Source organism: Paenibacillus sp. P22, assembly GCF_000469945.2.
Taxonomy (GTDB): Bacteria; Bacillota; Bacilli; order Paenibacillales; family Paenibacillaceae; genus Paenibacillus_O; species Paenibacillus_O humicus.
In genome coordinates this window covers 1-24,656 of the sequence record NZ_CBRA020000200.1, presented here as the reverse complement: position 1 = coordinate 24,656, position 24,656 = coordinate 1, and the positions used below count along the sequence as shown (strand labels likewise).

General features: G+C 59.9%; 26 protein-coding genes and 1 pseudogene. 1 reads left to right on the top strand and 26 read right to left on the bottom strand.

From position 1 onward, the window contains the following. The 22 genes and pseudogenes from BN871_RS22585 to BN871_RS22480 all read right to left on the bottom strand — a co-directional run. Window positions 1-402: pseudogene (locus BN871_RS22585) on the bottom strand (hypothetical protein); the annotation flags it as partial. Window positions 403-441: 39 nt separating this feature from the next. After that, on the bottom strand, window positions 442-1,740 hold the full coding sequence (gene asnS, locus BN871_RS22580; RefSeq protein ID WP_048749031.1) for an asparagine--tRNA ligase: 1,299 nt from the start codon (window positions 1,738-1,740) through the stop codon (window positions 442-444). Then, window positions 1,737-2,960, bottom strand: coding sequence for an acetate/propionate family kinase (locus BN871_RS22575; RefSeq protein WP_048749029.1), 1,224 nt, complete (start codon window positions 2,958-2,960; stop codon window positions 1,737-1,739). The genes asnS and BN871_RS22575 overlap by 4 nt, the downstream gene beginning before the upstream one ends. Then, window positions 2,957-3,829 carry a 3-hydroxyacyl-CoA dehydrogenase family protein gene (locus BN871_RS22570; RefSeq protein ID WP_048749027.1) on the bottom strand — a complete coding sequence of 291 codons (873 nt, stop codon included), beginning with the start codon at window positions 3,827-3,829 and terminating at the stop codon, window positions 2,957-2,959. Before BN871_RS22570 ends, BN871_RS22575 begins: the two co-directional genes overlap by 4 nt. A 218-nt stretch (window positions 3,830-4,047) precedes the next feature. Beyond that, a complete protein-coding gene (locus BN871_RS22565; protein WP_048749025.1) occupies window positions 4,048-5,547 on the bottom strand; it encodes an AAA family ATPase in 1,500 nt (499 codons plus the stop codon). Continuing rightward, window positions 5,540-6,076, bottom strand: coding sequence for a hypothetical protein (locus BN871_RS22560; protein WP_048749024.1), 537 nt, complete (start codon window positions 6,074-6,076; stop codon window positions 5,540-5,542). The genes BN871_RS22565 and BN871_RS22560 overlap by 8 nt, the downstream gene beginning before the upstream one ends. 155 nt (window positions 6,077-6,231) lie before the next feature. Continuing rightward, window positions 6,232-6,729, bottom strand: a complete 498-nt coding sequence (locus BN871_RS22555; RefSeq protein WP_127506526.1) for a DUF5590 domain-containing protein — start codon at window positions 6,727-6,729, stop codon at window positions 6,232-6,234. A gap of 23 nt (window positions 6,730-6,752) precedes the next feature. After that, window positions 6,753-8,051: an amidohydrolase gene (locus BN871_RS22550; RefSeq protein ID WP_048749021.1), complete on the bottom strand. Its 1,299-nt coding sequence runs from the start codon at window positions 8,049-8,051 to the stop codon at window positions 6,753-6,755. After that, a complete protein-coding gene (locus BN871_RS22545; RefSeq protein WP_048749019.1) occupies window positions 8,032-8,691 on the bottom strand; it encodes a redox-sensing transcriptional repressor Rex in 660 nt (219 codons plus the stop codon). Before BN871_RS22545 ends, BN871_RS22550 begins: the two co-directional genes overlap by 20 nt. Next, the gene (gene dinG / locus BN871_RS22540) at window positions 8,688-11,552 is read right to left on the bottom strand and encodes an ATP-dependent DNA helicase DinG (protein WP_048749018.1); all 2,865 of its coding nucleotides are present in this window, start codon (window positions 11,550-11,552) and stop codon (window positions 8,688-8,690) included. The genes BN871_RS22545 and dinG overlap by 4 nt, the downstream gene beginning before the upstream one ends. Window positions 11,553-11,570: 18 nt before the next feature. Continuing rightward, window positions 11,571-12,404: a Tetratricopeptide domain protein gene (locus tag BN871_RS22535; protein ID WP_021877945.1), complete on the bottom strand. Its 834-nt coding sequence runs from the start codon at window positions 12,402-12,404 to the stop codon at window positions 11,571-11,573. 144 nt (window positions 12,405-12,548) lie between these two features. Next, window positions 12,549-12,932, bottom strand: coding sequence for an aspartate 1-decarboxylase (panD, locus tag BN871_RS22530; RefSeq protein ID WP_021877944.1), 384 nt, complete (start codon window positions 12,930-12,932; stop codon window positions 12,549-12,551). A 16-nt stretch (window positions 12,933-12,948) separates the two neighbouring features. Then, window positions 12,949-13,842 carry a pantoate--beta-alanine ligase gene (panC, locus tag BN871_RS22525; protein ID WP_048749016.1) on the bottom strand — a complete coding sequence of 298 codons (894 nt, stop codon included), beginning with the start codon at window positions 13,840-13,842 and terminating at the stop codon, window positions 12,949-12,951. Next, the gene (gene panB, locus BN871_RS22520; protein WP_048749013.1) at window positions 13,839-14,693 is read right to left on the bottom strand and encodes a 3-methyl-2-oxobutanoate hydroxymethyltransferase; all 855 of its coding nucleotides are present in this window, start codon (window positions 14,691-14,693) and stop codon (window positions 13,839-13,841) included. The genes panC and panB overlap by 4 nt, the downstream gene beginning before the upstream one ends. 336 nt (window positions 14,694-15,029) lie before the next feature. After that, window positions 15,030-16,010, bottom strand: coding sequence for a biotin--[acetyl-CoA-carboxylase] ligase (locus tag BN871_RS22515; protein WP_021877941.1), 981 nt, complete (start codon window positions 16,008-16,010; stop codon window positions 15,030-15,032). Further along, on the bottom strand, window positions 16,007-17,374 hold the full coding sequence (locus BN871_RS22510) for a CCA tRNA nucleotidyltransferase (protein WP_048749012.1): 1,368 nt from the start codon (window positions 17,372-17,374) through the stop codon (window positions 16,007-16,009). The genes BN871_RS22515 and BN871_RS22510 overlap by 4 nt, the downstream gene beginning before the upstream one ends. Next, the gene (bshA, locus tag BN871_RS22505) at window positions 17,371-18,534 is read right to left on the bottom strand and encodes an N-acetyl-alpha-D-glucosaminyl L-malate synthase BshA (RefSeq protein WP_048749009.1); all 1,164 of its coding nucleotides are present in this window, start codon (window positions 18,532-18,534) and stop codon (window positions 17,371-17,373) included. Before bshA ends, BN871_RS22510 begins: the two co-directional genes overlap by 4 nt. Window positions 18,535-18,598: 64 nt before the next feature. Then, window positions 18,599-19,309 carry a bacillithiol biosynthesis deacetylase BshB1 gene (gene bshB1 / locus BN871_RS22500; RefSeq protein WP_048749007.1) on the bottom strand — a complete coding sequence of 237 codons (711 nt, stop codon included), beginning with the start codon at window positions 19,307-19,309 and terminating at the stop codon, window positions 18,599-18,601. A gap of 4 nt (window positions 19,310-19,313) precedes the next feature. Then, window positions 19,314-19,727, bottom strand: coding sequence for a methylglyoxal synthase (locus BN871_RS22495; protein ID WP_048749005.1), 414 nt, complete (start codon window positions 19,725-19,727; stop codon window positions 19,314-19,316). A gap of 43 nt (window positions 19,728-19,770) precedes the next feature. Then, window positions 19,771-20,577 carry a 4-hydroxy-tetrahydrodipicolinate reductase gene (gene dapB / locus BN871_RS22490; RefSeq protein WP_048749002.1) on the bottom strand — a complete coding sequence of 269 codons (807 nt, stop codon included), beginning with the start codon at window positions 20,575-20,577 and terminating at the stop codon, window positions 19,771-19,773. Between the two features lie 45 nt (window positions 20,578-20,622). Next, window positions 20,623-21,141, bottom strand: coding sequence for a tetratricopeptide repeat protein (locus tag BN871_RS22485; RefSeq protein ID WP_021877935.1), 519 nt, complete (start codon window positions 21,139-21,141; stop codon window positions 20,623-20,625). A 50-nt stretch (window positions 21,142-21,191) separates the two neighbouring features. Further along, a complete protein-coding gene (locus tag BN871_RS22480; protein ID WP_048748999.1) occupies window positions 21,192-21,530 on the bottom strand; it encodes a nucleotide pyrophosphohydrolase in 339 nt (112 codons plus the stop codon). A 138-nt stretch (window positions 21,531-21,668) separates the two neighbouring features. On the opposite strand from BN871_RS22480, the gene BN871_RS22475 reads away from it, so the two are divergent. After that, a complete protein-coding gene (locus tag BN871_RS22475; protein WP_048748996.1) occupies window positions 21,669-22,550 on the top strand; it encodes a YitT family protein in 882 nt (293 codons plus the stop codon). 26 nt (window positions 22,551-22,576) lie between these two features. Here BN871_RS22475 and BN871_RS22470 read toward each other — a convergent pair whose 3' ends face one another. The 4 genes from BN871_RS22470 to BN871_RS29390 all read right to left on the bottom strand — a co-directional run bounded on the left by BN871_RS22470 (window position 22,577) and on the right by BN871_RS29390 (window position 24,640). Then, entirely contained in the window at window positions 22,577-23,500 is a 924-nt protein-coding gene (locus BN871_RS22470) for a sporulation protein YpjB (protein ID WP_021877932.1), read from the bottom strand. A gap of 243 nt (window positions 23,501-23,743) precedes the next feature. Beyond that, window positions 23,744-24,013, bottom strand: a complete 270-nt coding sequence (locus BN871_RS30040; RefSeq protein WP_332310243.1) for a DUF1405 domain-containing protein — start codon at window positions 24,011-24,013, stop codon at window positions 23,744-23,746. Then, window positions 24,007-24,384: a DUF1405 domain-containing protein gene (locus BN871_RS30035; protein WP_021877930.1), complete on the bottom strand. Its 378-nt coding sequence runs from the start codon at window positions 24,382-24,384 to the stop codon at window positions 24,007-24,009. The genes BN871_RS30040 and BN871_RS30035 overlap by 7 nt, the downstream gene beginning before the upstream one ends. A 103-nt stretch (window positions 24,385-24,487) precedes the next feature. Next, window positions 24,488-24,640, bottom strand: coding sequence for a cytochrome c (locus BN871_RS29390; RefSeq protein WP_083436597.1), 153 nt, complete (start codon window positions 24,638-24,640; stop codon window positions 24,488-24,490). Window positions 24,641-24,656 lie beyond the last annotated feature (16 nt).

Sequence of the window (24,656 nt, the reverse complement as noted above, 5' to 3'; positions counted from 1 at the left end):
GGAAGCCGCCCAAGCCGCCGCCCGCTCCAGCCAGCCCTGCCAGTCGTACCGCTCGTAGCGGATGCCGCTGGCGGCGTCGACGGCGTCGTTGATCGTCAGGAAGCCTTCCTTGATCAGCCGGCCAAGCTGCTGCTGGACCGACTTGGCGGTCGTGCCGGTCAGCCGGCCGAGCTCGTCCGGCGTCGGGAAATCCTGGCGCAGCGAATCGCGGAACATCATCAGCTGCAGAAGCAGCATCATGTCGCTGTCGCTGAGGCCCAGCTCCCGATAGCTGCGAAGAAGGAGCGCGGGAAGGAAAATTCCCCGTTCTCCCATCAGGGAAGCCAATGCTCTCGTATATTCATGCTGGCTGTTCTCGTTCAAGCGGCTCACCTTCCTCCTGATCGCTGCAACTTGGGTCATGCCGCCGGACCCTCCGGCGGCGATGGCGGTCATGCTGTCTTACGGGTACAGACGGTAAAGCGTGCGCGGGAATGCGATCGTCTCGCGCACATGCTCGAGGCCGCAGATCCAGGCGACGGTGCGCTCCAGACCGAGGCCGAAGCCGGAGTGCGGCACGGTGCCGTACTTGCGCAGGTCCATGTACCACTGATAGGCGTCCAGAGGAAGGTTATGCTCCTCGAAGCGCTGCGCCATCAGCTCCGGATCGTCGATCCGCTGCGAGCCGCCGATGATCTCGCCGTATCCTTCAGGCGCGATCATGTCCGCGCACAGAACGACTTCCGGACGATTCGGATCCGGCTTCATGTAGAACGACTTGATGGAAGCTGGGTAATGGGTGATGAATACCGGACGGTCGTACTCTTGAGCGATGGCGGTCTCGTGCGGAGCGCCGAAATCTTCGCCCCAAGGCACTTCGAAGCCGTTTTTGTTCAGGAAGTCGATCGCCTCGTCATACGTAATGCGCGGGAACGGAGCCTGAATCGCCTCCAGCTTGGAAATGTCGCGTCCAAGCGTCTCGAGCTCCGGACGGCAGTTGCTGACGACGCTCTGCACGACGTGGCTGACGAAAGCTTCCTGGATGCGGAGGCTCTGCTCCAGATCGACGAACGCCATTTCCGGCTCGATCATCCAGAACTCGATCAGATGGCGGCGGGTTTTCGATTTCTCCGCACGGAACGTAGGGCCGAAGCTGTATACTTTGCCGAGAGCCATCGCAGCCGCTTCCATGTACAGCTGTCCGCTCTGGGTCAGATAGGCGTCCTCGTCGAAGTATTTCGTATGGAACAGGTTGGTCGTTCCTTCGGCGGAAGTGGGCGTCAGGATCGGAGGATCGACCTGGGTGAAGCCGTTCGTATCGAAGTACTCGTTGACGGCGCGCTTGATCTCGGCGCGGATCGTCAGAATGGCGCGCTGCTTCGGCGCGCGCAGCCACAGATGGCGGTGGTCCATCAGGAAGTCGACGCCATGCTCCTTGGGCGTGATCGGATATTCCTGGGTAGCCTGGATGATCTCGATGCCGTCCACGAGCAGCTCGTAGCCGGAAGCGCTGCGCGGCTCTTCCTTGACCGTGCCGGATACATACAGCGAGCTCTCCTGCGTCAGCTTGCCTGCCGCCTCCCATGTTTCCTCGGAGACGTCGTTCTTGGCGACTACGCCCTGGATATAACCGCTTCCGTCGCGAAGCTGGAGGAAGGCGATCTTGCCGCTGGAGCGCTTGCCGTGCACCCAGGCTCCGATGGTGACGCGTGCGCCCGTATGGGCGGATACTTGCTTGATGGTAACGAGATTTTCAATCATGCTTCGGTTTCTCCCTTCGATTGCTCTGCGGCCAGCTTGAACGTATCGCGCGCGATCAGCAGCTCTTCGTTCGTCGGCACGACCATCACCTTCACGCGGGATTTCGGCGTGGAGATGACTCGGGCTTCCTTGCTTCGCTGGGCGTTGAGCTCGCGGTCGAGCTCGATGCCGAGGAACGTCAGCCCCTCGCATACCCGCTCCCGCAGCACGACGGAGTTTTCCCCGACTCCGGCGGTGAACAGAAGCACGTCGATGCCGTTCATGGCGGCCGCGTAAGCGCCGATGTATTTGCGTACGCGGTAAGTATACATTTCAAAAGCGAGACGGGCGTTCTTGTCGCCTTCCGACATCGCTTCCGTAATCTCCCTCATGTCGCTGCTGATTCCGGAAATGGCCAGCAGCCCGCTGTGCTTGTTCAGCATGGAGTTGACCTCCGTCAGCGTGAGGTCTTCCTTGTTCATCGTGTAAGGCACGATCGCAGGATCGAGATCGCCGCTGCGGGTGCCCATCATGAGCCCTTCGAGCGGAGTCATGCCCATGCTCGTGTCGAACGACTTGCCGTTCAGGATGGCGGTCGCGCTCGCGCCGTTGCCGATATGGCAGCTGACGAGCTTGAGCTCCTCCAGCGGACGGCCAAGCACCTCGGCCGCGCGCTCGCTGACATAGGCATGGCTCGTCCCATGGAAGCCGTAGCGGCGGATGCCGTGGCGGCGGTAGAGCACCATCGGAACCGGGTACAGGTACGATTCCTGCGGCATCGTCTGATGGAAGGCCGTGTCGAACACGACGACCTGCGGAACGCCGGGCAGCACCGCTTCGACGGCGAGGATGCCCATCATATGCGCCGGATTGTGCAGCGGGGCAAGATCGAACAGCTTGCGGATCTCCAGCTTCGTCTCGTTCGTCACGATAGCGGACTCCTTGAACGACTCCCCTCCGTGCACGACACGGTGCCCGACCGCATGGATCTCCGATACGGAGCCGAGCACTCCATGCTCCGGATGGACGAGCATGTCCAAGACGCGCTTGATCGCGCTCGTATGCTCCAGAATCTCGTCGACGATGCGCACTTCCGGCTTGTCCGCCGGCTCATGCGTCAAAATCGCGGAATCCATCCCGATCCGCTCCACGCGGCCGCTGGCAAGGACGGATTCGTCCTTCATGTCGTAGAGCTGGTATTTCAGCGAGGAGCTGCCGGCATTGATGACGAGAATGTTCATACGCGGTCACCGTCCTTGTCGTAGCTGAAAAATCCCGTACCGCTCTTGACGCCGAGCTGGCCGGCGCGCACCATTTTCTTGAGGATGAAGGACGGCCGGTATTTCAGCTCTCCGTATTCCCGGAACATCGACGAAAGCGCGGCATGGACGGAATCCAGCCCGAACCGGTCGGCCATCTCGAACGGACCGTGCTGGAACGAGTAGCCGATGCGCATCGCGCTGTCGATGTCCTCCGCGGAAGCGGTGCCTTCCTCCAGAATGTGCAGAGCCTCGTTGATGAAGAGGCAGATGAGGCGCGTCGTGACGAATCCCGGGGATTCGAACACCATGACGCCTTTCTTCTCGATCACCTGCTCCACGAAATCCTTCGTGCCCTTGAACGTCTCGTCCGAAGTGCGGAGTCCGCGAACGATCTCGACGAGATCCACCTTGAACACCGGGTAGACGAAGTGCATGCCGATGACCCGCTCCGGATGCGCGGTGACGCTGGCCAGCTCCGTCAGCGAGAGTGTCGACGTGTTGCTTGCCAGAATGACCGATGGCGGACAAGCCTTGTCTACGGCTCGGAATACTTCCTTCTTCGCGTCGAGATCCTCGGTGATCGTCTCGATGATGAGCTCGCATTGGGACAGGTCTTCAATCGCCGATACGCCATGGATCCGTCCCAGGATCAGCTTTTTCTCCGCCTGGGTCAGCGCCCACTTCTCGATCTGCTTGTCGAGGCTGACCCCGATATTGTCCAGGCCGGACTTCAGCCTTTCCTCCGACAGCTCCAGCAGATAGACGTCCAACCCTTTGTAGGACAGCATCTCGGCGATGCTCTGTCCCATCGTGCCGGCGCCGATCACGCCGATCTTTCTGTAATTCACAGTATGGTCTCTCCTATTCCCTGTATCTCTAAAGTACCCTTTATTATAACGTTCCGACGGCTGCCGACACAACTTGACACCGTTCTTTTCCGCTATAAAAATCCGGGCCGTTCCAGCTTCATTCAACCGTTCGTTCCCATCTTGTCGCCGAATCGATGCAAATGAAAAAAGAGACGGCATATTCCGTCTCTTTTTGAATGCATGCCAGCCGCTCCAGCTTAAGCGCTGAGGCTCTCCTCCGATGCGATGAGCTTGCGGAACTGCTCGCCGCCAAGCGTCTCGCGGTCGATCAGGATGTTCAGGCAATGCGTGAACAGCTGCCGTCTTGCGGCCAGCATTTCCTTGACCCGGCTCATGAGGCCGTCCAGCACGCTGCCGGATATTTGGGCCCAGCGGTCCGGCGTCATCATCCTGTCCTCAATGATGCCCACTTCGGTCAGGCCGCATTCCACCATCGTCCGGACGATATTGAGCGACTGCTCGAAGTCGTTGCGGGAGCCGGTGCTGCGGCCGCCGTAGAACATCTCCTCCGCGGCTGCGCCGGCAAGAGCAATCATGATCTGGGCTTCCAGATAGTCCTTCGTGTACAGATAATGGTCGTCGCTCGGGTTGTGGCGCACGTACCCGAGCGCTCCGCCGCGCGGCGCGAGCGCGACCTGGGATACGCTGCCCGGTCGAAGCAGCTCCGCCGCGATCGCATGGCCAAGCTCGTGGATCGCCACCCGCTCCCGTTCTTCCTTGGTGGACTCGCGGTCGGTCTTCTCGCCCATCATGACCTTGTCGATCGCCATCGTCAAATGATGCTGCTCGACAAGCGGCAATCCTTCGCGCATCGCATAGATGGCGCCCTCGTTCAGGACGCTTTCGAGCTGGGCGCCGGAAAATCCGAACGACTCTTCGGCGATTTTTTCCATGTTCACTTCGTCATGAAGCGGTTTGTTTTTGGAATGGATGTTTAAGATATGAAGACGGCCCTTCTTGTCGGGAAGATCAACGCCGATATGGCGGTCGAACCGGCCAGGGCGCAGCAGCGCCGAATCCAGCATCTCCTTGCGGTTCGTCGCCGCGATGAGGAGAATGCGAGGCGCCTCGTTCGTATGGATGCCGTCCATCTCCGTCAGCAGCTGGTTGAGCGTCTGGTCATACTCCCGATGCTGGCCGCCGTCGCGCTTGCCGCCGATGACGTCGATCTCATCAATGAAGATGACCGCGTTCTTCTTCCCTTCCTTGCCGGCCTTCTTGCGGGCTTCCTTGAACAGATCGCGTATCCGGCCTGCTCCGACACCGACATACATCTCTACGAATTCGCTGCCCGATGCGGCCAGATAGACGGAATCCGTATAATGGGCGGCTGCCTTGGCCATGAGCGTCTTGCCTGTTCCGGGAGGACCGGTAAGCAGGATGCCCTTCATGGGGCGGATGCCGAGCTTGCTGATCTCTTCATGCTTGACCAGGAAATCAAGCGCCTCGACCAGCTCCCCTTTGGCACGATCCTGTCCTCCGATATCGTCGAAGGAAAACGGCGTCGAGCCTTTTACCCGGGCCTCTCTGCGGCCTCCTGCCGCTGCCAGCTGCCCCTTGGACTTGAGCGCGAACAGCAGCACGCCCATAAGCGCAAGCGCCAGCAGAAGAGGAATGATATTCACGCCGCGGAACAACAGAAACGCAAACAGCGAGACCAGAACTCCCCCGCCTATCTCGATGCTGTACTTAGGCATTACTCCAAACCCCCATTCGCTCGCCGGTTCTAGGCAGAATGATATATTTCGTATCGCTGCCGAGCTCCAGCGTCACATATACGTTGCTGTCGTCGATCGAGGTGGCCGTCTTGAGGCCCGGCGTCGCGCGTTCGATTTCCTTCAAGGCATCCGGTATTTCGGAATAGCGGCGGTTCTCCATCGCTTCTGCGACGGTGAACAGCTGGCTTGTCCAGATGGAGTCCAGCTTGGGCTGCGAGCTCTGATCGACCGTAATGACGAGCTTGCGTCCTTCAAGCCATTTGGCGCTGCGATCGGCAATCTGGTCGTGGATGCCCCGCAGATCGGCTCCGGCGCCCAGCTTCAGGCGAACGGTCAGAGAGTCTTTGGAAAGGGTCGGGACGGCAGAGACGACACCCGGCAGCGAATCCACCGCAGATTGCAGCGGACGCTCCACGACGGCCTGGTCATAGGCGTACCAGCCGCCGAAAAGCAAGGCTGCGGTAACGGCGATCGTCGTCAAAAAAGGCACAAGCCTTACTTTGATCAAAGCAAAAGCCCCCTTTATGAAAATCGAAGCGACGGCTCAAAGGCCTGCCTCTTCGTCTACTTGAATTCATGCGTATACGGATTAGTATATCACATTTGCTATACGAAGAGTATATCACAACGATATTCATAGAGGAGGCGGCAATCGTTACAAATTTAGGAAGCTTTTTTAGTCGTCAGCGAATATGTGGTGATATACTCGCCGCTCTGATACTGATAAAAGTCATAGTAATAGCGGGTCTGCCCCTGCTTGCGGGTGTAGAACACTTCCCAAACCGGCTGTCCGCCAATCATGCCTGCCCGGACATGACGAATGCCGGCGTCGGGAACTCGCTGCTTGAAAATGCTGCGGATATCGCCTTCCTTGCGGCTTGACGCCATATCCAGCAGCAGCGGCTCCCCCTTTTCGGGAAGCCAGGCAATCACTTCCTGTCCTTCGGCATTTTTGCCGCGGACGACCCATACCGGCGCATCCCATACATATTTTTCTGCCGAGGAGGTTTCCTTGAGGCCCGCCTTCTGCTGGGCGAGCTTCTCGGCCTGAAGCTCGGCAGCCCATATCGGGCGCTGGAAGCTCCGGTACTCGGCATGCACATACACGAGCAGCAGCACAACGAGCGCGGAGATCCACAGCGTCCAGCCGCGCCTGCTCATGAGGCCGCGCCGCCGGCGCGCCATCAGTTCCCCGTCAGCCTGCCGTAGCAGGCTTGGGCTTCATGCTTGATCCGCTCTTCGTCCAGCAGCGTGCTGGCGCCGTCCTTGACGACCTGGATGCCGTCCACCCATACGTGGACGACATCGCGGCCGGAGCCGCTGTAAGCCAGATGGGAGACCAGATCGGACTGAGGATAGAAATGCGGCTGATCCGTATCGATCGCGATGAAATCGGCTTTCATCCCTGCTTGCAGCGAGCCAAGCATCGGCTGGCGGATCGTAGCCGCTCCGCCGAGGGTAGCCAGCTTCAGCGCTTCGGCCGCCGGCACGACAGTGGGATCGCCGGATACTCCCTTGTGGATCAGAGCCGCAAGCCGGATCTCGTCGAACAGGTCGAGATTGTTGTTGCTGGCAGCGCTGTCGGTGCCGAGCGAGACGGTGACGCCGGCCCGGAGCAGATCCGGCACGCGCGCGACGCCGCTGGCAAGCTTGAGATTGCTGGCGGGGTTGTGCGACACGGCCGCGCCTCTGGCGGCAAGCAGCTCGATCTCCGCATCGTTGAGATGGACGGCATGGGCGACAAAGGCGGGACGCGAGAAGAAGCCGAGCTTGTCCAGATGCTCGACCGGCCGCAGGCCGTACTCGCGGACGTTCTGCTCCACCTCGGCTGCGGTCTCCGACATATGCGTGTGTATCGGCAGGTCGAGATCATGGGCGGCCTGAACGAACTTCTCGATGAATGCCGGCGGACAAGTGTACGGAGCATGCGGGCTCATCATCGTCATGATGCGGCCGTTCGCTTGGCCGTTCCAGTCCTTGGCGAACCGGACCGCTTCATCCAGCTTCTGGAGCTGCACGTCTTCCGGGCACAGCCCGATGGCTCCGCGCATTAGAACGCCTCTCATGCCGGACTGCTCGACGACTTTGGCGACCTCATCCATCCGGTCGTACATATCGACGAACGTCGTCGTTCCCGACTTGAGCATTTCGAGCACGGCCAGCGAAGATCCCCACCGGACATCCTCATCCCGGAACTTCGCTTCCATCGGCCACATATAATCCTGCAGCCAGGTCTGCAGCACCTCGTCGTCGGAATAACCGCGAAGCAGCGACATCGCCGCATGGCCGTGCGTATTGATCAGCCCCGGCATGAACGCGAGGCGGCTGCCGTCGATCCTGACTGGCATTGCGTCAGCATCGGCCGGGCGCTCTTCCCCTATGTAGGCAATCAGGCCGTCCTCGATTACCATATGCCCCTTTAGTACGGGACGCCTTTCGTCTATCGTGACGAAGGTTCCGTTTTCAATCCACCATTTGCTCATGTTCGGTTCCTTCCTTATCCATGTAATAGGCGAGGCTCAGCAGCTGGGTCGTAAAATCGGCATAATGAATTCTAACCTTCTCCGGAGCCTTCAGCACGACCGGGGCAAAATTGAGAATCCCTTTGACGCCGGCCGCGATGAACCGGTCCGCGACGTTCTGAGCCTCCGCGGCCGGCACCGTAATAATGCCGATCTGAATGTCCTGCTCCTGCACGGCCTGCTGCAGCCGATCGATCGGCTGCACCTCGAGCGAGTTGATTCGGGTGCCGATCTTGGCCGGATTGGCGTCGAACACCGCAGTGATTTTCATATTGTCCTTCAAATAAGTGCTGTAGTTGCATAAGGCATGCCCCAGATTGCCGGCCCCTACGAGCGCAACGAGCATCACCTGGTCCAGCTTGAGGATGCCTCTGATCTTCTCGATCAGGTAGTTGACGTCATACCCGACGCCCTTGCGCCCGAATTCCCCGAAATAGGCCAGGTCCTTGCGGATCTGAGCCGGATTGAGCTCGAGCTTGAGGCCAAGCTCCTGCGAGCTGACGGTCTGCACATCGCGCACATGAAGCTCGCCCAGCACTTGCAAATAAACGGGCAGCCGGCGGACGACCGCCTCCGATATCGCTTTTCCCTGCTTGCTCATTGCCGGACCGCCTCCTTGGAGTCTTCGGACAGCCATTCCCTCATTCTCGGAACGAACTGATCCGCATGCATATGTTCAATTTTAGGTCCAGGCAGCGAATAAAGGAAGTGTTTCCCATAAAACGTCTCGATCACTCTCGTATCGTAAATGAGGACAATTCCCTTGTCCCGGGAAGTTCGGATCAGCCGTCCGAACCCTTGCTTGAAGCGGATGACCGCCTGCGGCACGGACAGCTTCATGAACGGATTCTGCCCGGATTCCTGAAGCATCTCCGCCTTCGCTTCCTGAAGCGGATGGTTCGGCGGCTGGAACGGCAGGCGGACGATCGCCAGGCAGATGAGCGCATCGCCGGGAATGTCGACCCCTTCCCAGAAGCTGCTCGTCCCGAGCAGCACGGATTCGGGCTGCTGCCGGAAGCGGCGGGTAAGCTTGCTGCGGTTGCTGCTGTCGAGCCCTTGCCCCAGCACTTGAATGCCGGAGCCCTGAAGGGCTTCCTTCAGCGGATCGTATACCTGCTTCAGCATCCGGTAGCTGGTGAAAAGGACGAGCATCCGCCCTCCGGTCTCACGGGCCGCTTCCGACAAGGAGGCGACCAGCGCGCTTAGATAGGCCGGATCGGCCGCGGCTCCCTTGACCGCCGGGAAGTTACGCGGAATCATGACAAGCGCCTGGGAGCGGTAATGGAATGGCGAAGGCAGAAGCACGGTGCGCGAGCGGCGCTCGTCCGCCATGTTCAGTCCCAGCTGTTCGGCGGCGTAGTGGAACGACTTTTGCACGCTCAGCGTAGCGGAAGTAATGACGACGCTCTTCTTGCTGTCGAAGAAATATTCCCGGATCTGCCCGCTGACATCCGCCGGAACCGTATTGAGCTGGATGCTCTTCGTCCGCGCGGAAGGATTGGACTCGATCCAGTACACCATCTCCGGCTTGTCCGCCCGCACGAACACTCGCAGCTCGTCCCGGATGCGTCCGGCATCCTTCACCGCGCCGGCCAGATCCGTCAGCATGCCTTGAAGCACCGTATCGTCCAGCTTGTCCTTCATGTCCGAGAGCATCTTGTCGAGCACCTTGATCGTCCGGTTCATTTCCTTGAAATAGATGCCTTCCTCGTTCTGGATCGGCTCCCATTGGCTCGGCAGGCTGCCCGGCTTGAGGCGCAGGACGCTCTGCCCCGTCTCGGTCTGGCCTCCTCCGGAAGAGGCGGCCGCCAGCGACTGGAGCTGCTCGAATACCGTCTCCCAGCTGTCCTTGAGAGAGCCGAAGCGCGGAATGATCTCGTCCAGCTGCTCCGTCCACTTGGGCACTTCGTCCTCGCTCTCTCCCTGGATGTGGGAGCGGAGCTGCGGCAGCAGGCCGCTGCGCGAATCCTTGGCGAGCCGGTTCGCCAGGTTCAGGAACGAGTAGAAGCTGAGCTGCTGTCCAAGATGCTTGCCCGCCACTTCCTCCACCTGATGCCCCTCGTCGATGACGAGATACTCATAAGACGGAAGAAGGCGGTGATCGGCTCTAATATCGGTAAATAAAAGCGAATGGTTGGTAATGACGACGTCGGCGAGATTCGCCTCCTGCTTGGCCCGGTGATAGAAGCAGCGCTTGAACCACGGACAGGCCCGGTTCAAGCAGGAATCGGCGTCGCTCGATACGGTATTCCAGAATTCCCCTCCGCGATTGCCGAAGTTGATCTCTTCCTGGTCTCCGGTCTCCGTCTCGCCCAGCCAGACGACCATCTGGGACGCCGTCTGCCGCTCTTCGGCCGTTGCGGCGAAGTCCAGCGACTGAATTTTCGTTTCGAATTTGCGGAGGCAGATATAGTTGCCTCTTCCCTTGAACACGCTGGCGCGGAAGTCGAAAGGAAGCACCTGCTTGAGCAGCGGCAAATCCCTCTGCCTGAGCTGCTCCTGCAAATTGATCGTATGAGTGCTGACGACAATCTTCCGTTCGTTCTTGACGCCGAAATAAAGGGAAGGAATAAGGTAGCCGAGCGATTTCCCCGTGCCGGTCCCGGCTTCAATCAGCAGATGCCGGTTGTTCTCGAAGGCGTCGTTCACCTCGCGGAACATCGTCTGCTGGGCTTCGCGCTCCTCATAGTCCGGGAACAAGGCGGTAAAGCCTTCCCGCACCTGCTCCAGATAGTCCTCGAAGCTGACGCTTTCGAGCGGGTTGTCGTTTCCTTCGTCGCGGGGAGGCTCCTCTTCCGTCCACTCTCCGGCTTTCATGGCGAACTGGCGGAAATAGCGGTGGCTGTCCGTATCCAGAGCGGTGGACGCTTCCCGGAGAGCCAGCTCCTCGCGCAGCATCCATCCGAGATCGTTGTCGGCGCTCAGCATGACGAACCGCTGCAGCGTCAGCAGCGGCAGGCTGCGCAGCTTCTTCACGCATTCGGCGAACAGGATCGCCGTGGCCATCGCATCGCTGTCCGCGCGATGATGCTGATCGTGGCGGATGCCGAACTGCTCGGACACAGCCCCGAGCTGATAGGAGCTCAGGGAAGGATAAAGCATGCGGAGCAGCTCGACCGTATCGAGCTTTCTGCCGTCGAACGGCGAATAGCCTGCCCTGTCGAGAGCCATATTAAGGAAACCGGCATCGAAGGATACATTATGGCCGATCAGCACGGCATCCTGCAGCAGCGGAATCATTTCCAGCAGGAGATCGTCGGGCTCGGGAGCATCCGCCACCATGGCGTCGTCAATGCCGGTAAGCTGGGTGATGAAGGCTGGGATCGGTCCGCTAGGGCGCACAAAGGAGTTCAGTGTCTGGAAGACATTGAACTCCTCGTCCATCAGCACAAGGCCGACTTGTATGATTTCATCCTCGCTGCTTGTTCCGGTCGTTTCTAAATCCAGTACGGCATAGATCATTCGAAGCAAAACTTCCTCTCACAGGCAAGTCAGCTCCGCACTCCCGAAATAAAGGGATAAGGGCCCGGGAGTCTGCCGGCATGACTTGAGATTGGTTATTGGATCCTCAAAAGCCGGATCGATTTTGTGCGCCTGCCGGAACAGCCTCTCCGCATGGTCCATGTTGAGGCGCACCGCCTGTATGCAGCCGAGCGCATTGAAGCCGATCGCCTGCCAGCGGGGGTGGTCCGTGAGGCTGACGAGCAGCTTGAAATGAAGCTCGGCATCGCTCCATTGCTGCAGATGCATCAGCGTCATGGCCAAATACATGCGGGCCAGATCGCATTCCGGCGAGCATTCCACCGCTTCCTGGAAATGCCGGGCCGCCTGCGGAAACATGAAAAGCTTGAAATATCCTTGGCCCTTGGCAATCCTCTCCACATTGTCGCCCGACACATCCATGGCGAACGATCCCTGATGGGGCTTGGAAGCCATGTCCATCCCATTGGCGATCGCCGGACCGCAGGGTGCTTCCTTCATAGCCGCGGTGACCATGCCGGTGCCTGCGATCCGGCTGTCGGAAGCTCCTGTGGCGGCAGCGGACTGCGCACCTCCAGCTCCCGCGATTTCAGGCAAGGGGAAGGATGTGCCGGCCGTGATGCCTGCGGATGCCGCCGCTGCCGGGAATTCCTCGCGGAAATCCGCCATTTTCTCTTCCAGGCGAAGCCATTCCTCAATGAACTGGTCGCTGATTCCTCGCAGCTGGGCGAGCTGCTCCAGCATCTCTTTGCGTTCTTCGGAGCTGCAATGCGGGTAACGCAGCATGATGTCGTCCAGCAGATCGTTCATAACGGCAAACAGCTGTTGAAACATCCCGGACACCCGCCTTCCACAGGGAATAAAGGCTATGCAAATGACAGCAATGACCGGTCAAGCTCTCTCCGGTACCCTCATTCTGTGTTTTGGCGCCCTTTTGTATACCCTGCGGAGCAGTTCCCTCAGACGTAAGGATAAGGATTAAAGGATGACGGCATGAACTTCTTCATCCATAACCTGGACCGGCTGGTTGCCGTCGTCCAGAATGACAACCTTCGGCTTGTAGGCGCGGGCTTCCTCTTCGGACATGGCCGCATAGGAAATAATGATGACCTTGTCGCCCGGCTGCACGAGACGGGCTGCCGCTCCGTTGAGACAGATGACGCCCGAATGCCGCGGACCTGGAATGATATACGTCTCCAGCCGGGCCCCGTTGTTGTTGTTGACGATCTGGACTTTCTCGTTCGCCCAGAGATCCGCCTTTTCCATCAGAGCTTCATCTATAGTAATGCTTCCTACATAGTTCAGGTTCGCTTCCGTCACCGTCGCGCGGTGCAGCTTGGATTTCATCATGGTACGGAACATTAGTCCTGACCTCCTGTCAGTGGAGTATCGCGTTGTCGATCAGTCTCGTCGAGCCGAACTTCACCGCAAGGGCGAGCAGCATCGGTTGTCCGAAGCCGCTCAGCTTGACGCCGGGAAGCAAGGCCTCCAATGAAGGATAGCTTCTCAGCTCCGCATAGTCAATGGCGGCAAGCGGCGCTTCGGTTATGGCCGACCTCACCCGGGCTTCCAGAGCGCCCGCTGTCATGCCGGGCTCCTTGGCCCAGTCCGCAGCGGTCCGCAGCGTCCGGGAAAGGACGAGCGCCTGCTGCCGCTGCTCCGGCGTCAGGTAGACATTGCGCGAGCTGAGCGCCAATCCATCCTGTTCCCTCACCGTCGGGCAGGGAACGATCTCGACGTCGAAATTGAGATCGTCGACCATTTGCTGCACGACCGCCACCTGCTGGGCGTCCTTCAACCCGAAGTAAGCTTTCTGAGGCTTCACCAGATTGAGCAGCTTGCTTACGACCGTGCCGACACCGTCGAAATGGCCGGGGCGGGAAGCGCCGCAAAGAGCTTCGGTCACTTCGGAGACCAGCACTCTCGTCAGCGGCTTGCGCGGATACATCTCCTCGACGCTCGGCATGAAGACGATATCGGCGCCTTGCTGGCGCGCGAGGCGCAGGTCTCGTTCCTCGTCGCGCGGATAGCGGTCGAGATCCTCGTTCGGCCCGAACTGCAGCGGATTGACGAAGATGCTCAGAACGGTCAAGCCGTTTTCCGCCGCGGAACGGCGGATCAGGCTGCCGTGCCCGTCATGGAGATAGCCCATCGTCGGCACGAGGCCGATCTGGAGCTGCGGCATGGCCGCCCGCCGAGCGGACAGCTCCTCCCGAAGGGAGGATAGGGTCCTCAGCACGAGCGGTTCCGTTTTGACAGCTGCTGCGTTCATTTCCGTTCGCCTCCGTACAGAGCGCCGACCGGCGCGGCAGCGGCAGCTCCGAAAGTGTGCTCGGCCGCCGGGAAGCTGCGGCCCTTGACTTCGCTGACATACTGGCCGAGCGCCTCGCGGATCGTCGATCCGACATCGGCGTAGGTTTTCACGAATTTCTTCGCGCGGTATGGAGATGCGTACTGGATCAGATCGTGGTAGACGAGCACTTGCCCGTCGCAGCCGGGACCGGCTCCGATGCCGATCGTCGGAATCGTGAGCTTGCCGGAGATGGCCGTCGCAATCGGTTCCGTGACAAGCTCAAGGACGACCGCGTAAGCGCCTGCCTGCTGCAGGGCGAGCGCGTCGGCTTCGAGGCGAGCCGCCTCTGCTTCCAGCTTGCCTTGGATCTTGTATCCGCCCAGCTGGTGTACGGACTGAGGCGTCAGGCCGATATGGCCGATGACGGGAATGCCGGCCTGCACGCAAGCGGCGACATGCTCCGCGATCTCCTCGCCGCCCTCGATCTTGACGGAATGGGCGTGGCCTTCCTGCATGAGGCGTCCCGCCCCCCGAAGAGTCTCCTCCCGGCTGATGCGCGCCGTCATGAACGGCATGTCGACGATGCGGAACGTGTTCTGTGCTCCGCGCGCGACCGACCGCGCGTGATATATCATATCGTCCAGCGTTACCGGTACGGTCGTGTCATACCCGAGCACGACATTTCCGAGCGAATCGCCGACGAGAATAGTGTCGATTCCCGCTTCTTCTGCCAGTCTGGCCGACGGGTAATCGTATGCCGTCACCATCGTGATCGGCTCTCCCTCTGCCTTCATTTTTTGCAGTTTCGTAATCGTGAGCGCTTGTTTCATTTCGCGTTGTTCCCCTTTCGGTACCCATCCAGGTTAGTTTGAACACAAAAAAACCTTTTAGCCGCCGCTAAAAGATCCAGCCCGAAAAAGGATGTCAAAAACGCCTGCGGGCTTTCCTCTTGTCTCGGTCCTGAAGCGGCTCAGAGCAAAAGTCAACGCACTGCTGGTCATGCAACATTCCTTCTGTGAAACGGCAGATGAACTGAGCTTCTGCCCGGCTGTGCCAGTGCGGTTCGGATTTTGTCGATACCGCCCGGTCACCTCCAGTATAACAGATCCATTCATCTCCGTAAACGAAGCCAAAAGCCGGCCCTTTTACAGGACCGGCTTGAAAAATCAGGATCGGACGGGCTCGCCCATTTCGGCCGAGAACAACGCCGTGATCGTGCCGTCCTCGAGCTCGACCTGAAGCGCTCCGCTCTCATGAAGCCCGATAGGCGTTCCCTGGATAACTCCCTGAGGAGTCGAGATGGCGATCTTGCGGTGCAGAGACACCGACAAGGCTTCCCACAGAAGCTTGACCGGAGCGAATCCTTCCGCCAGATAAACCTTGTACAGCGACTCCCATTCGTTCAGGAAGGCGGCCGCGATTAGCGCCCGGTCGAAGGTGCGGCCTGCCGCGATGCGCAGCGATGCCGCACGCTCCAGCAGCTCATCCGGATAGTCGCCCTCAGCCAGATTTACACTGATGCCGACGCCGGCCACGATATGGCGGATCCGCTCGTCCTCGGCTGCCGATTCCAGCAGGATGCCGCTCAGCTTCTTGCCTTCATGAAGCAGATCGTTGGGCCATTTGATGCCGATATCCAGCCCGGTCTGCAGCCTCAGCGCCCGGCATAGGGCGACCGCCGTAAGCAGGGTCAGCTGCGGTGCGCTGCTGACCGGCAGCGGCGGACGGAGCACCAGGCTCATCCAGAGCCCCTTGCCGTACGGCGACACCCAGCCGCGGCCCATCCGGCCGCGGCCGCTCAGCTGCTGCTCCGCCAGCACGAGCGTCCCTTCCTCTGTTCCTTGTTCGGCGAGCTGGGCTGCAATGTTCTGGGTTGAATCCACCTTGTCCATCAGCAGCAGCCTGCGGCCGAATTCCCGGGTCTGCAGATGGGCCGCTATCGACTCCTCCGTCAACAGGTCCGGCTTGGATATCAGCCTGTATCCCCGCTTGCGGGAGGCCTCGAAGACGAATCCCGCCTCCTCCAGCTTGCGGATCTGCTTCCAGACTGCCGTCCGGCTCACTTCAAGCTCCCTGCTGACCGCTTCCCCCGAGAGGAATTCGTCGCCGCTTTCTTCGAAAAGTCGAAGCAATTCTTCCGTATTCATGACGGCGCCATGCCTCCTTGCTCCTGATCATACAGCTCTGCCGCTCGTTCCAGCAGAGGCTGGCGTTCATTGGGTATCGATTGTCCGGCAGCCTCCAGGGCCAGCCGTTCCAGCAGCCTCCCCATCCAAGGTCCCGGCCGGGCGCCGATCCGCTGCTGGATATCCTTGCCGTCCACCGCCAGGCCGCCGATGCCGCGTACCGGCATCCGCTCCATCCAGGTCCGGATCTCCGCGGCGGAAGATTCGCAGCCGGGAGGCAGCGCTTCGAAGTCTAGTCCAAGTCCCGCCGAAGCCGCCTCCTCCATCAAGCGCAGCCAGCTCTCGGCGGCCTCCGCGCCGATGCCGAGCACAGCGGCATGCCATTCCGAAGAGACGGGCTTGTCACCACAGCCGGTCATCCGGCGATGGATCGAGAGCACGGATTCCAGCTTCTCCTTGCGGGCCCGCGAATACCGCAGCCGCCGGAACCATTCCCCGGCCATGTCCTTGTCCATCCCGAGCACGATGAACAGCCCTTGCCAGCGCTGCTCCCCATCGGCGAGCTTGTCCAGGGCGGCGAGCCTGCCGGACAGGCTGTCGGCTGCCTCATTTTTTCTGTGCAGCATCTTATGCTTATGGGCGGGACCGGGGTGCGGCAGCAGCCCGTCCGGCAGCAGCAGAGGCTCCTTGAAGCATTCCGCAAGCCCGCTTGCATACAGCCAGGAAACACCGGATGAGATGCTCCCTTTTGCAGCGATGCGGTCAAGCTCCAAGCCTATTCTTTCCATTGCGACATGCTTCAGGCTGCCGCGATGGCCGAGCAATGCCCGCCAGGTCGAATGGGACAGCCGGAAGCCGTAGACAGACGCGAACCGAACGGCCCGCAGCATCCGCAGCGCGTCCTCGCCGAAGCGGGCTTCGGGATTCCCTACGGCGCGGATAAGCCCGCGCCGCAGGTCCGACATGCCGCCGAACGGATCCACCAGAGCTCCGTCCGGATGCAGAGCCATCGCATTGATCGTGAAGTCGCGCCTCTGCAGGTCGCCTGCAAGCTCCCGGATGAACGAGACCTCGGACGGACGCCGGTGATCGGCGTACTCCCCTTCCGTGCGGAAGGTCGTCACCTCGTACAGCTCTCCCCCATGCCGTACGGTTACGGTTCCGTGCTGAAGGCCGGTCGGAATGCTGTTCGGGTACAGCTCCATCACTTCTTCCGGAGAAGCGGAGCTCGCGATGTCGACATCCTTGAGCGGCAGCCCAAGCAGCATGTCGCGAACGCAGCCGCCTACGAATACGGCGGTATGGCCCGCCTCCTGCAGCCTCGTCAGCACAGGAGCCGCATCCCGCATCTCTTGAGGAAGCGGCTTGATGGGCTCCCCGTTCATCCCTCGCAAGCCGGCACGGGCAGCTCCGCCTCCATGCCGAGCACCCGGTAATAGATCTTCTCGTATTCGCGCGTGATCCGTTCGTTGCAGAATTCTCCGTAAGCGCGCTTGATGCACGCGCTGCGGAACTGATCGTACATGGACGGATTCGTCAGCAGCCTCGCCGCATTGCGCGCCATATCGGCCGTGTCGCCGATCGGCGACAGGAAGCCGGTCTCTCCATGCGAGACGAGCTCGGGAATGCCGCCTGCCGTGGACCCGATCGTCGGAACTCCGCAGCCCATCGCTTCAAGCGCGACTAGCCCGAAGCTTTCCTTCTCGGATGGAAGCAGCATGAGGTCCGCCAGGGAAATGACTTCGGCCACGTCCTCCTGCTTGCCGAGGAAATGCACCCGGTTTTCCAAGCCCATTTCGCGGATTTGGCACTGGATGCGCGACAGCTCGGGTCCTTCTCCAACGAGCAGCAGCTTGGAAGGGACATGCTCCGATACCCGGCGGAAGATGTCGATGACATCGCCGACCCGCTTGACCGGACGGAAGTTGGAAATATGCATCAGGATTTTCTCGTCCGGCGCGGCGTAATCCCCTCTCCGGCTGGATGTATCCCGAGGATAATAGACTCTTTTGTCCACGAAATTGTAGGTCAAGTCGATCGGAGTCGTAATGTCCAGAAGCTCCCTCGTCTCGCGGATCAGATCCTGGGAGACGGCCGTCACCGCGTCGCTCTCGTGAATGGCGAGACGGATCAGGTCCTTCAGCGACTCGTCCTGCGCCAGCACTGTAATGTCGGTGCCATGGAGCGTCGTCACCGTTTTCAGGCCTTTGCCGTGAATCTGCTTGGCCAGAAACGCGCATACGGCATGTGGAATCGCATAGTGGACATGCAGGATGTCGAGCTTCTGCATCTCCGCGACCTGAGCCATCTTGCTGGCGAGGCTGAGATCGTAGGGAGGATAGCGGAAGACGTAATAGTTGTTGACCTCGACCTCGTGAAAGAAAATATTTTTGTGGAATTGGCCCAGCCGGAAAGGAATGCTGTGCGTGATGAAATGGATTTCATGTCCGTTCTCGGCCAGCAGCTTGCCGAGCTCCGTCGCGACTACGCCCGATCCGCCTAGGGTCGGGTAGCAGGTAATCCCGATTTTCAGTTTTCTGGTCATGTGGGTTCCTCCCGCTCGTGGCGCTCTGCTTCCATATGTATTCCCCTTGACGGGGCTTTAGGCATCAGCCGATAAAATACGACACCGGATGAGGCTTCTTGAGCGCAAAGCCTTCCGCATGGGAAAAGCCCGCAGCTTGTCCGGTCAAGTAGTCGCGATATTCGACCCGCTTGACATAGCCTTGAGTCAATGGCGTGTCCACCCTGCCGTCGCCTGCTGCTGCCGGGGCGAACTGCGATTCGTACGCCGACAGCGCTTCGAGCTTGCGGCCGATGAAGCTGCTGATGTCCACGGTCAAGGCGATGTCGCGCTGGTCGTTGATGTAATAAAAAACAAGCTGCTCCACGTTGACCGGCTCCAGGTCCGAATCCGGCAAATAACGTCTCAGCTTGGCGTTGAATACCGCTTCTTCGACCATGGCGCTGGCCGCGTTGTGATCCGGATGGCGGTCCTGCCAATAGGGAGCGAACACGATTCTGGGCTTGCGCAGCCTGATTTCCTTGGTGATGGCAGCCAGCTGGGATGCATCCCCCGTCAGGCCGCGGTCGGGAAGGCCCAGGCAGCTGCGGACGGTCAGGCCGAGTATTCCGGCGGCAGTCCCGGCTTCCTGCTTGCGCAGCTCGACGTTTCCGTTGGAGCTCATCTCCGATTCCGTCAAATCGCAGATTCCGACCGTCATTCCGGCATCGGTATGCTTCAGGATCGTGCCGCCCATGCCGATCTCCGCATCGTCCGCATGGGCGCCGAAGACGAGGATGTCTGTCTGCTGTCTCATCCTCTTACTCCGGCTTGTATTTGTGGACCAGCTCGCGCCAAGCGAAGTCCCCCCGCTGCATCGCCTTGACGAGCAGCTCTGCGGTCGCGATATTGGTCGCTACCGGTATGCCCTGGACATCGCAGAGGCGCAGCAGGGCGATGATATCCGGTTCATGCGGCTGGGCCATGAGCGGATCCCGCAGGAAAATGATGAGATCGAGCTCGTCCTGGGCGACGAGCGCTCCGATCTGCTGGTCGCCGCCGAGCGGACCGGACATATAGCGGTGGATGTTGAGGGATGTCTTCTCCATAATGCGCGAGCCTGTCGTGCCGGTCGAATACAGCTTGCTGCCGGCGAAAGCTTCCTCGTAAGCGGTGACGAAGTTGACCATCTCGTCTTTTTTGCGGTCATGCGCGATAAATGCAATGCTAAGCATCGCTCTCACTCCTTCATGTATCGATGCGTTTGTTGTGCGGCTGTCATGGCTCCATGATATGTTCGAAACCATAGATGAGGCCTTCATATGTCATCACTTTCTTGATCGCATGGGCGACGCCAGGCATATAGCCGGCTCTGTCATAGGAATCATGGCGGATCTTGAGCGTCTGTCCGAACGCTCCGAAGACGACCTCCTGCTGGGCGAACACGCCGGGCAGCCTCACGCTGTGGATTCTGAAGCCGTCGTAGTAGCCGCCGCGGGCGCCCTCGATCGTCTCTTCCTCGCGAGGATTGCCTTGCTTCAGCTCGCGCCGCGCCTCGGAGATAAGCTCGGCCGTCTTGATGGAAGTGCCGGAGGGGGCGTCCAGCTTCTGGTCCCCATGGTATTCGATGATTTCAAGATGGGGAAAATGTTTGGAAGCTTCCGCGGCGAATTTCATCATCAGAATCGCCCCGATGGAGAAATTCGGCGCGATCAGCCCGCCGATTCCCTGCTGCTTGCACAGCTCGTCCAGCTCGGCGATCTGCTGCGGGGTAAAGCCTGTCACGCCGGCGACGGGCCGGATTCCGCGCGTTACGGCTTCCAGAGTGTTGGAGTAAGCGGACTGCGGCACGGTGAAATCGACGAGAACGTCGATTTCACCGCTGTCCAGCATCGCCTCCAGCGATGGAGACACCGTCACGCCGCATGGCTCGAGACCGACAAGGCGGCCCGCGTCGACAGCCCCGGCCGACGGGGACATGGCGCCTGTCAGCCGGAAGCTTTCATCCTGCAGCGCCAGCTTGACGACCTCTCTGCCCATTCTTCCGGAAGCGCCGGCTACCGCGACTTTGATAGGAGTATTCATGATATCGATCCCCTCGAGTTAAATAGTCGGATTGCTCCATACCGTTCAGCGCGGCTTGTTCGTCGGCTTGATCGCCCGGTTCAGCTTGCGCAGAAGAATGCGGGCTTCCTCAGAGGAAGGATCCAGCCTGCATGCTTCCATTACGCAATCTTTTGCATCCTGGAGCCGATTGAGCACGTAATAGCATTGTCCCGCCGCGAGGCTGGCCTCGGCGTTGAGCGGATCCAGCAGCCGGGCCTCCTGGGCGAATAGAAGAGCCTCGGAGGCATTGGCAGGGCCGGCCGCCAGCAGCAGCTTGGCATCCGAGACGAGCCTGCGGGAGTCCACGACATCCAGATGGAATCGGTACTCCGCATGGCCCGGATCCAGCTCGCTGGCAAGCTTGGCATGATGAAGGGCGAGCTCCCATCTGCCGCTGCGCGTGCAGGAGACGGAGCATTTATAATGAAAAGACGCATTGTCCGGCTCCAGGTCGATTGCTTGCCGGAACCATCCGATCGCGCCGTCGAAGTCGCCGCCGAGTATGGATTCGTATGCTTTCTTGATGCAGCTTTCCCCGTCCATCCGCCCACCTTCCTTCTCAGAGGATGATGGTACAGCATATGCCCGGAGCTTTATTGCGGTTCGCCGTTTTTGCGGGTCCAGCGGTCCGCGTCCCTCGTATTGAACTTGTACATGACGGCATCATGCGCCTTCGTCAGATCGATGTTCAGCGAATTGGCGAAGCAATTGAGGATGAAAAGGATGTCCCCCAGCTCCATCTCGACGGAATTGTCCGCCTCGTCCGGCTTCTTGGGCTTCTCTCCGTACGTATGGTTGATTTCTCTCGCCAGCTCGCCGCATTCTTCCGTGAGTCTGGCCATGAGGGACAAGGGGCTGAAATAGCCTTCCTTGAACTGGCTTATGTAATCGTCGACTTCCCGCTGGATGGCGGCAAGAGATTTTTCGCTCATGGACAAGTTCCCTTCTTTGCAAGGTATCTTTACCTATGTTATCCTAAAGCAGTTTTGAACACAATATTTAAGCCCCTGCCCATTAACGGCTCGCGCCCATGGCAGGCAAGCCAAGCGATTTTCAAGGAGAAACCGTCTATGTCCAAATTGTCCAAGATTCAATGGAACTACATTTATCGCACGATCTTCCCGATCATGCTGGGAACTGCCATTTACGCCTTCGGCCTGCAATACTTCGTCCTCCCGAACCAGCTCATGGAAGGCGGCGTCACCGGCATCGGCATCCTCCTCAATTATGCGCTCGGATGGAAGCTGTCCATCACGACGCTTGTCCTGAACATTCCGTTGTTCCTGGTCGGCCTCCGCATTCTCGGCAAGCTGTCCATGGTCATGACGATCATCGGGACCGTCAGCCTGTCCGTATTTCTGGCTATCTTTGAAAAGGCGATTTCGGCCGGATGGTTGGTGCCTTTCTACGCCGAGCATGATTTCATTCTGGCCGCCCTTTACGCCGGCGTCACGCTCGGCATGGGCCTCGGCATCGTCTTCCGCTTCGGCGGCACGACAGGCGGCGTCGATATCGCCGCGCGCATCCTCACCCGCTCCAAAGGATGGAGCATGGGCCAGATCATTCTGGCGTCGGATGCCATCATCATCGGCCTGTCGCTCATCTACATTCCGAAGGAGAAGGTGCTCTACACGCTCGTCGCCGTGTTCATCGCCTCCAAGCTGATCGACTTTATTCAGGAAGGCGCGTATGCTGCCAAGGCGTTCTCCATCATCAGCGAGCACGGCGAGGCCATCGCCGACAAGATCACCGTGGAAATGGAGCGAGGCGTCACGCTTATTCCCGCCGTCGGAGCCTACTCCAAAACGGACAAGCAAGTCGTTTACTGCGTCGTGTCGCGTCAGGAAATCCGCACTCTTCGCATGATCGTCCGCAGCATCGACCCCCGCGCATTCATCGTGATCAACGACGTCCATGACGTGCTTGGAGAAGGATTCAAAGAAGAAGCCTGACCGGTTGCCGGCCAGGCTTCTTCTTTTTATTTGCGGGCGACTCCGTTATGGCTTGGCGGCTCGCCTTTGGCCGGATGCACCCGGACGCCGTGCTGGCCGCCTCGGTAATTGCTCCAGCCGGCATAGCCCAGCACAGCGGCAATGAGCGGCACGAGCGCATAAAGCATCCAGCCTCCCGGCATGTTCGGACTCGCCGGCGGCGCGACGGCAGGCTCCGTCGCATCGTTGCCTTCGGACCCTGCGGCGCGGAAAAGCGTGTCCGCCGTCTCCGAAACGGAACGGAACGATTGAATGATCCAAGCCGATTGAGGGTCGCCGCTCGCCTTCAGCAGCTTTCCGCTGTAGGCCACAGCCTCCCTCATCGCCTCGGCCTGGAGCGGATCGCGGCTCAGCAGCACGGCCGGCTCGATGACCTCCCAGTGCCGCTCGAGGGTGGCAAGCCTCGCCGCTGCCGCAGACTTGGCCAAGCTGCCGGTGGTCGTCCAGGCGATCGCGACCTGCCGGGCATCCTCCTTGAGCAGAGGCTCGTACTGCAGCCATAACGCCTCTCCGCCTCCCGCCAGGCTGTCCGCTGCCAGCCTCAGCCTCGACGCAGCCTCCAGAAGCTTGTCCGCTTCTGTCCCTGCGGACAGCGCTGCCTTGGCATCGGACAGGCTCTTGTCAACCGCCGCCCAGCCGGCACTATATCCATGAGAGCGCAGGCCGCGGTCTCCGGCCAGCTTCGCAAGCTTGACAAGCTCGTAATAGGAGCCGCTGCGGTCCCCGTTCACGACGGCCGAATACAGGTTGTTCGCGGTGCTCCGGAATCTTTGCGCGGGCTCGGCAGCCGAGCCGGTCTCCGAATTGCCGATGTATGCGCCGCCCGATGCGAACACCGCTCCATGCAGCAGCAGCAGGGCAGCCGCCCCTGCCAATAAGCCGATCCACACTCCAGTCCATTTGCCGGACATGCCTATCCCTCCTGTCTATCCTACTACTATGCTTGCGGATAGGGAGATATGTACGGCTTGTACGCTTGGGATAGAAGCTTGCGATAGAAGCTTGACATGGGAGCGGGCATGCACGGCCCTTGGCATTGCTGCAAGCGGTCAACTCGCAATCCCGTTTCAGGCAAGCGGTTAGCCGGCGTTCACAGCGCATGCATGGAGACATCGGGCTCATTCAGATCTCGGATTCGTCGTTGTGGCAAGCAGTCAGCGCTGCTGCCTTCTGCGTCCAAGCGTCTGCGCCAGCCAGACGGCCAGCAGGCTGAATATCGACAAGCCGATCGTGAAAGTACGCACGGCGGGCACATCGTTCTCCAGCGCGTTGGGAAGATAAGGGTAAATGCCGTAGTGGTAATCGCAATAATCGTTGAGCAGCAGCCAGCCGAACGCGGCGAGCGCGGCGAGCTTGCCGAAGGCCATGAATCGGACATAGAGCAGAGCTTCCAGCGCCATGCCCAGATGAGAAGCCATCAGCATGAAATGGGCGGGCTCCAGCATCTCGCCGCGGGCTGCGCCGGCGAGGATGATCGTCGTTGCCAGATGCCGTATTTCACGGACGTAACGGTCCCCAGCCCTTCAATGGCGACACGGACCGTCCTGCCGAGCCGTCCCTGATTTCCAGGCGGAAAGAGCAGATAAAGCAGGCTCAAGGTGAAGAAAAGGCTGGCTGTCGGGCTGTCCGGAACAAAAACAAGCTGCCAGAGCGGATTGCCGGCGTCGACGGTCGCTTCCAGCTGTCCTTTGTACCAATAGTATCCGTACACGGTGCCGAGCGCGTTGACGACGAGCAGCAGCCACAGGAATCGGCGATTCAACAAAGCGTAGCGGCTGAACAAATTCGAAAACAAGACGATGAGCCTCCTTGGTTAGCGTGCGTGTCGCCCTTTAAATAATAATAAGCGTCGGTTGACGAAAAAGCCTGATCGTCCGGGAACGATCAGGCTGGTTGTCTTATTGAGCCGCTTTTTGCTTGGCGAGCCAAGTGGTGAGCGTATCGATCTCTTCCGCGGAAAGAGTGTCCTTGAAGGCCGGCATGCCGCCCTTGCCGTTGGTGACGATTTCCGTCAGCTGCGCTTTGTCCAGCAGATCGCCGACGCCGTGCAGGGATGGATCTTCGCTC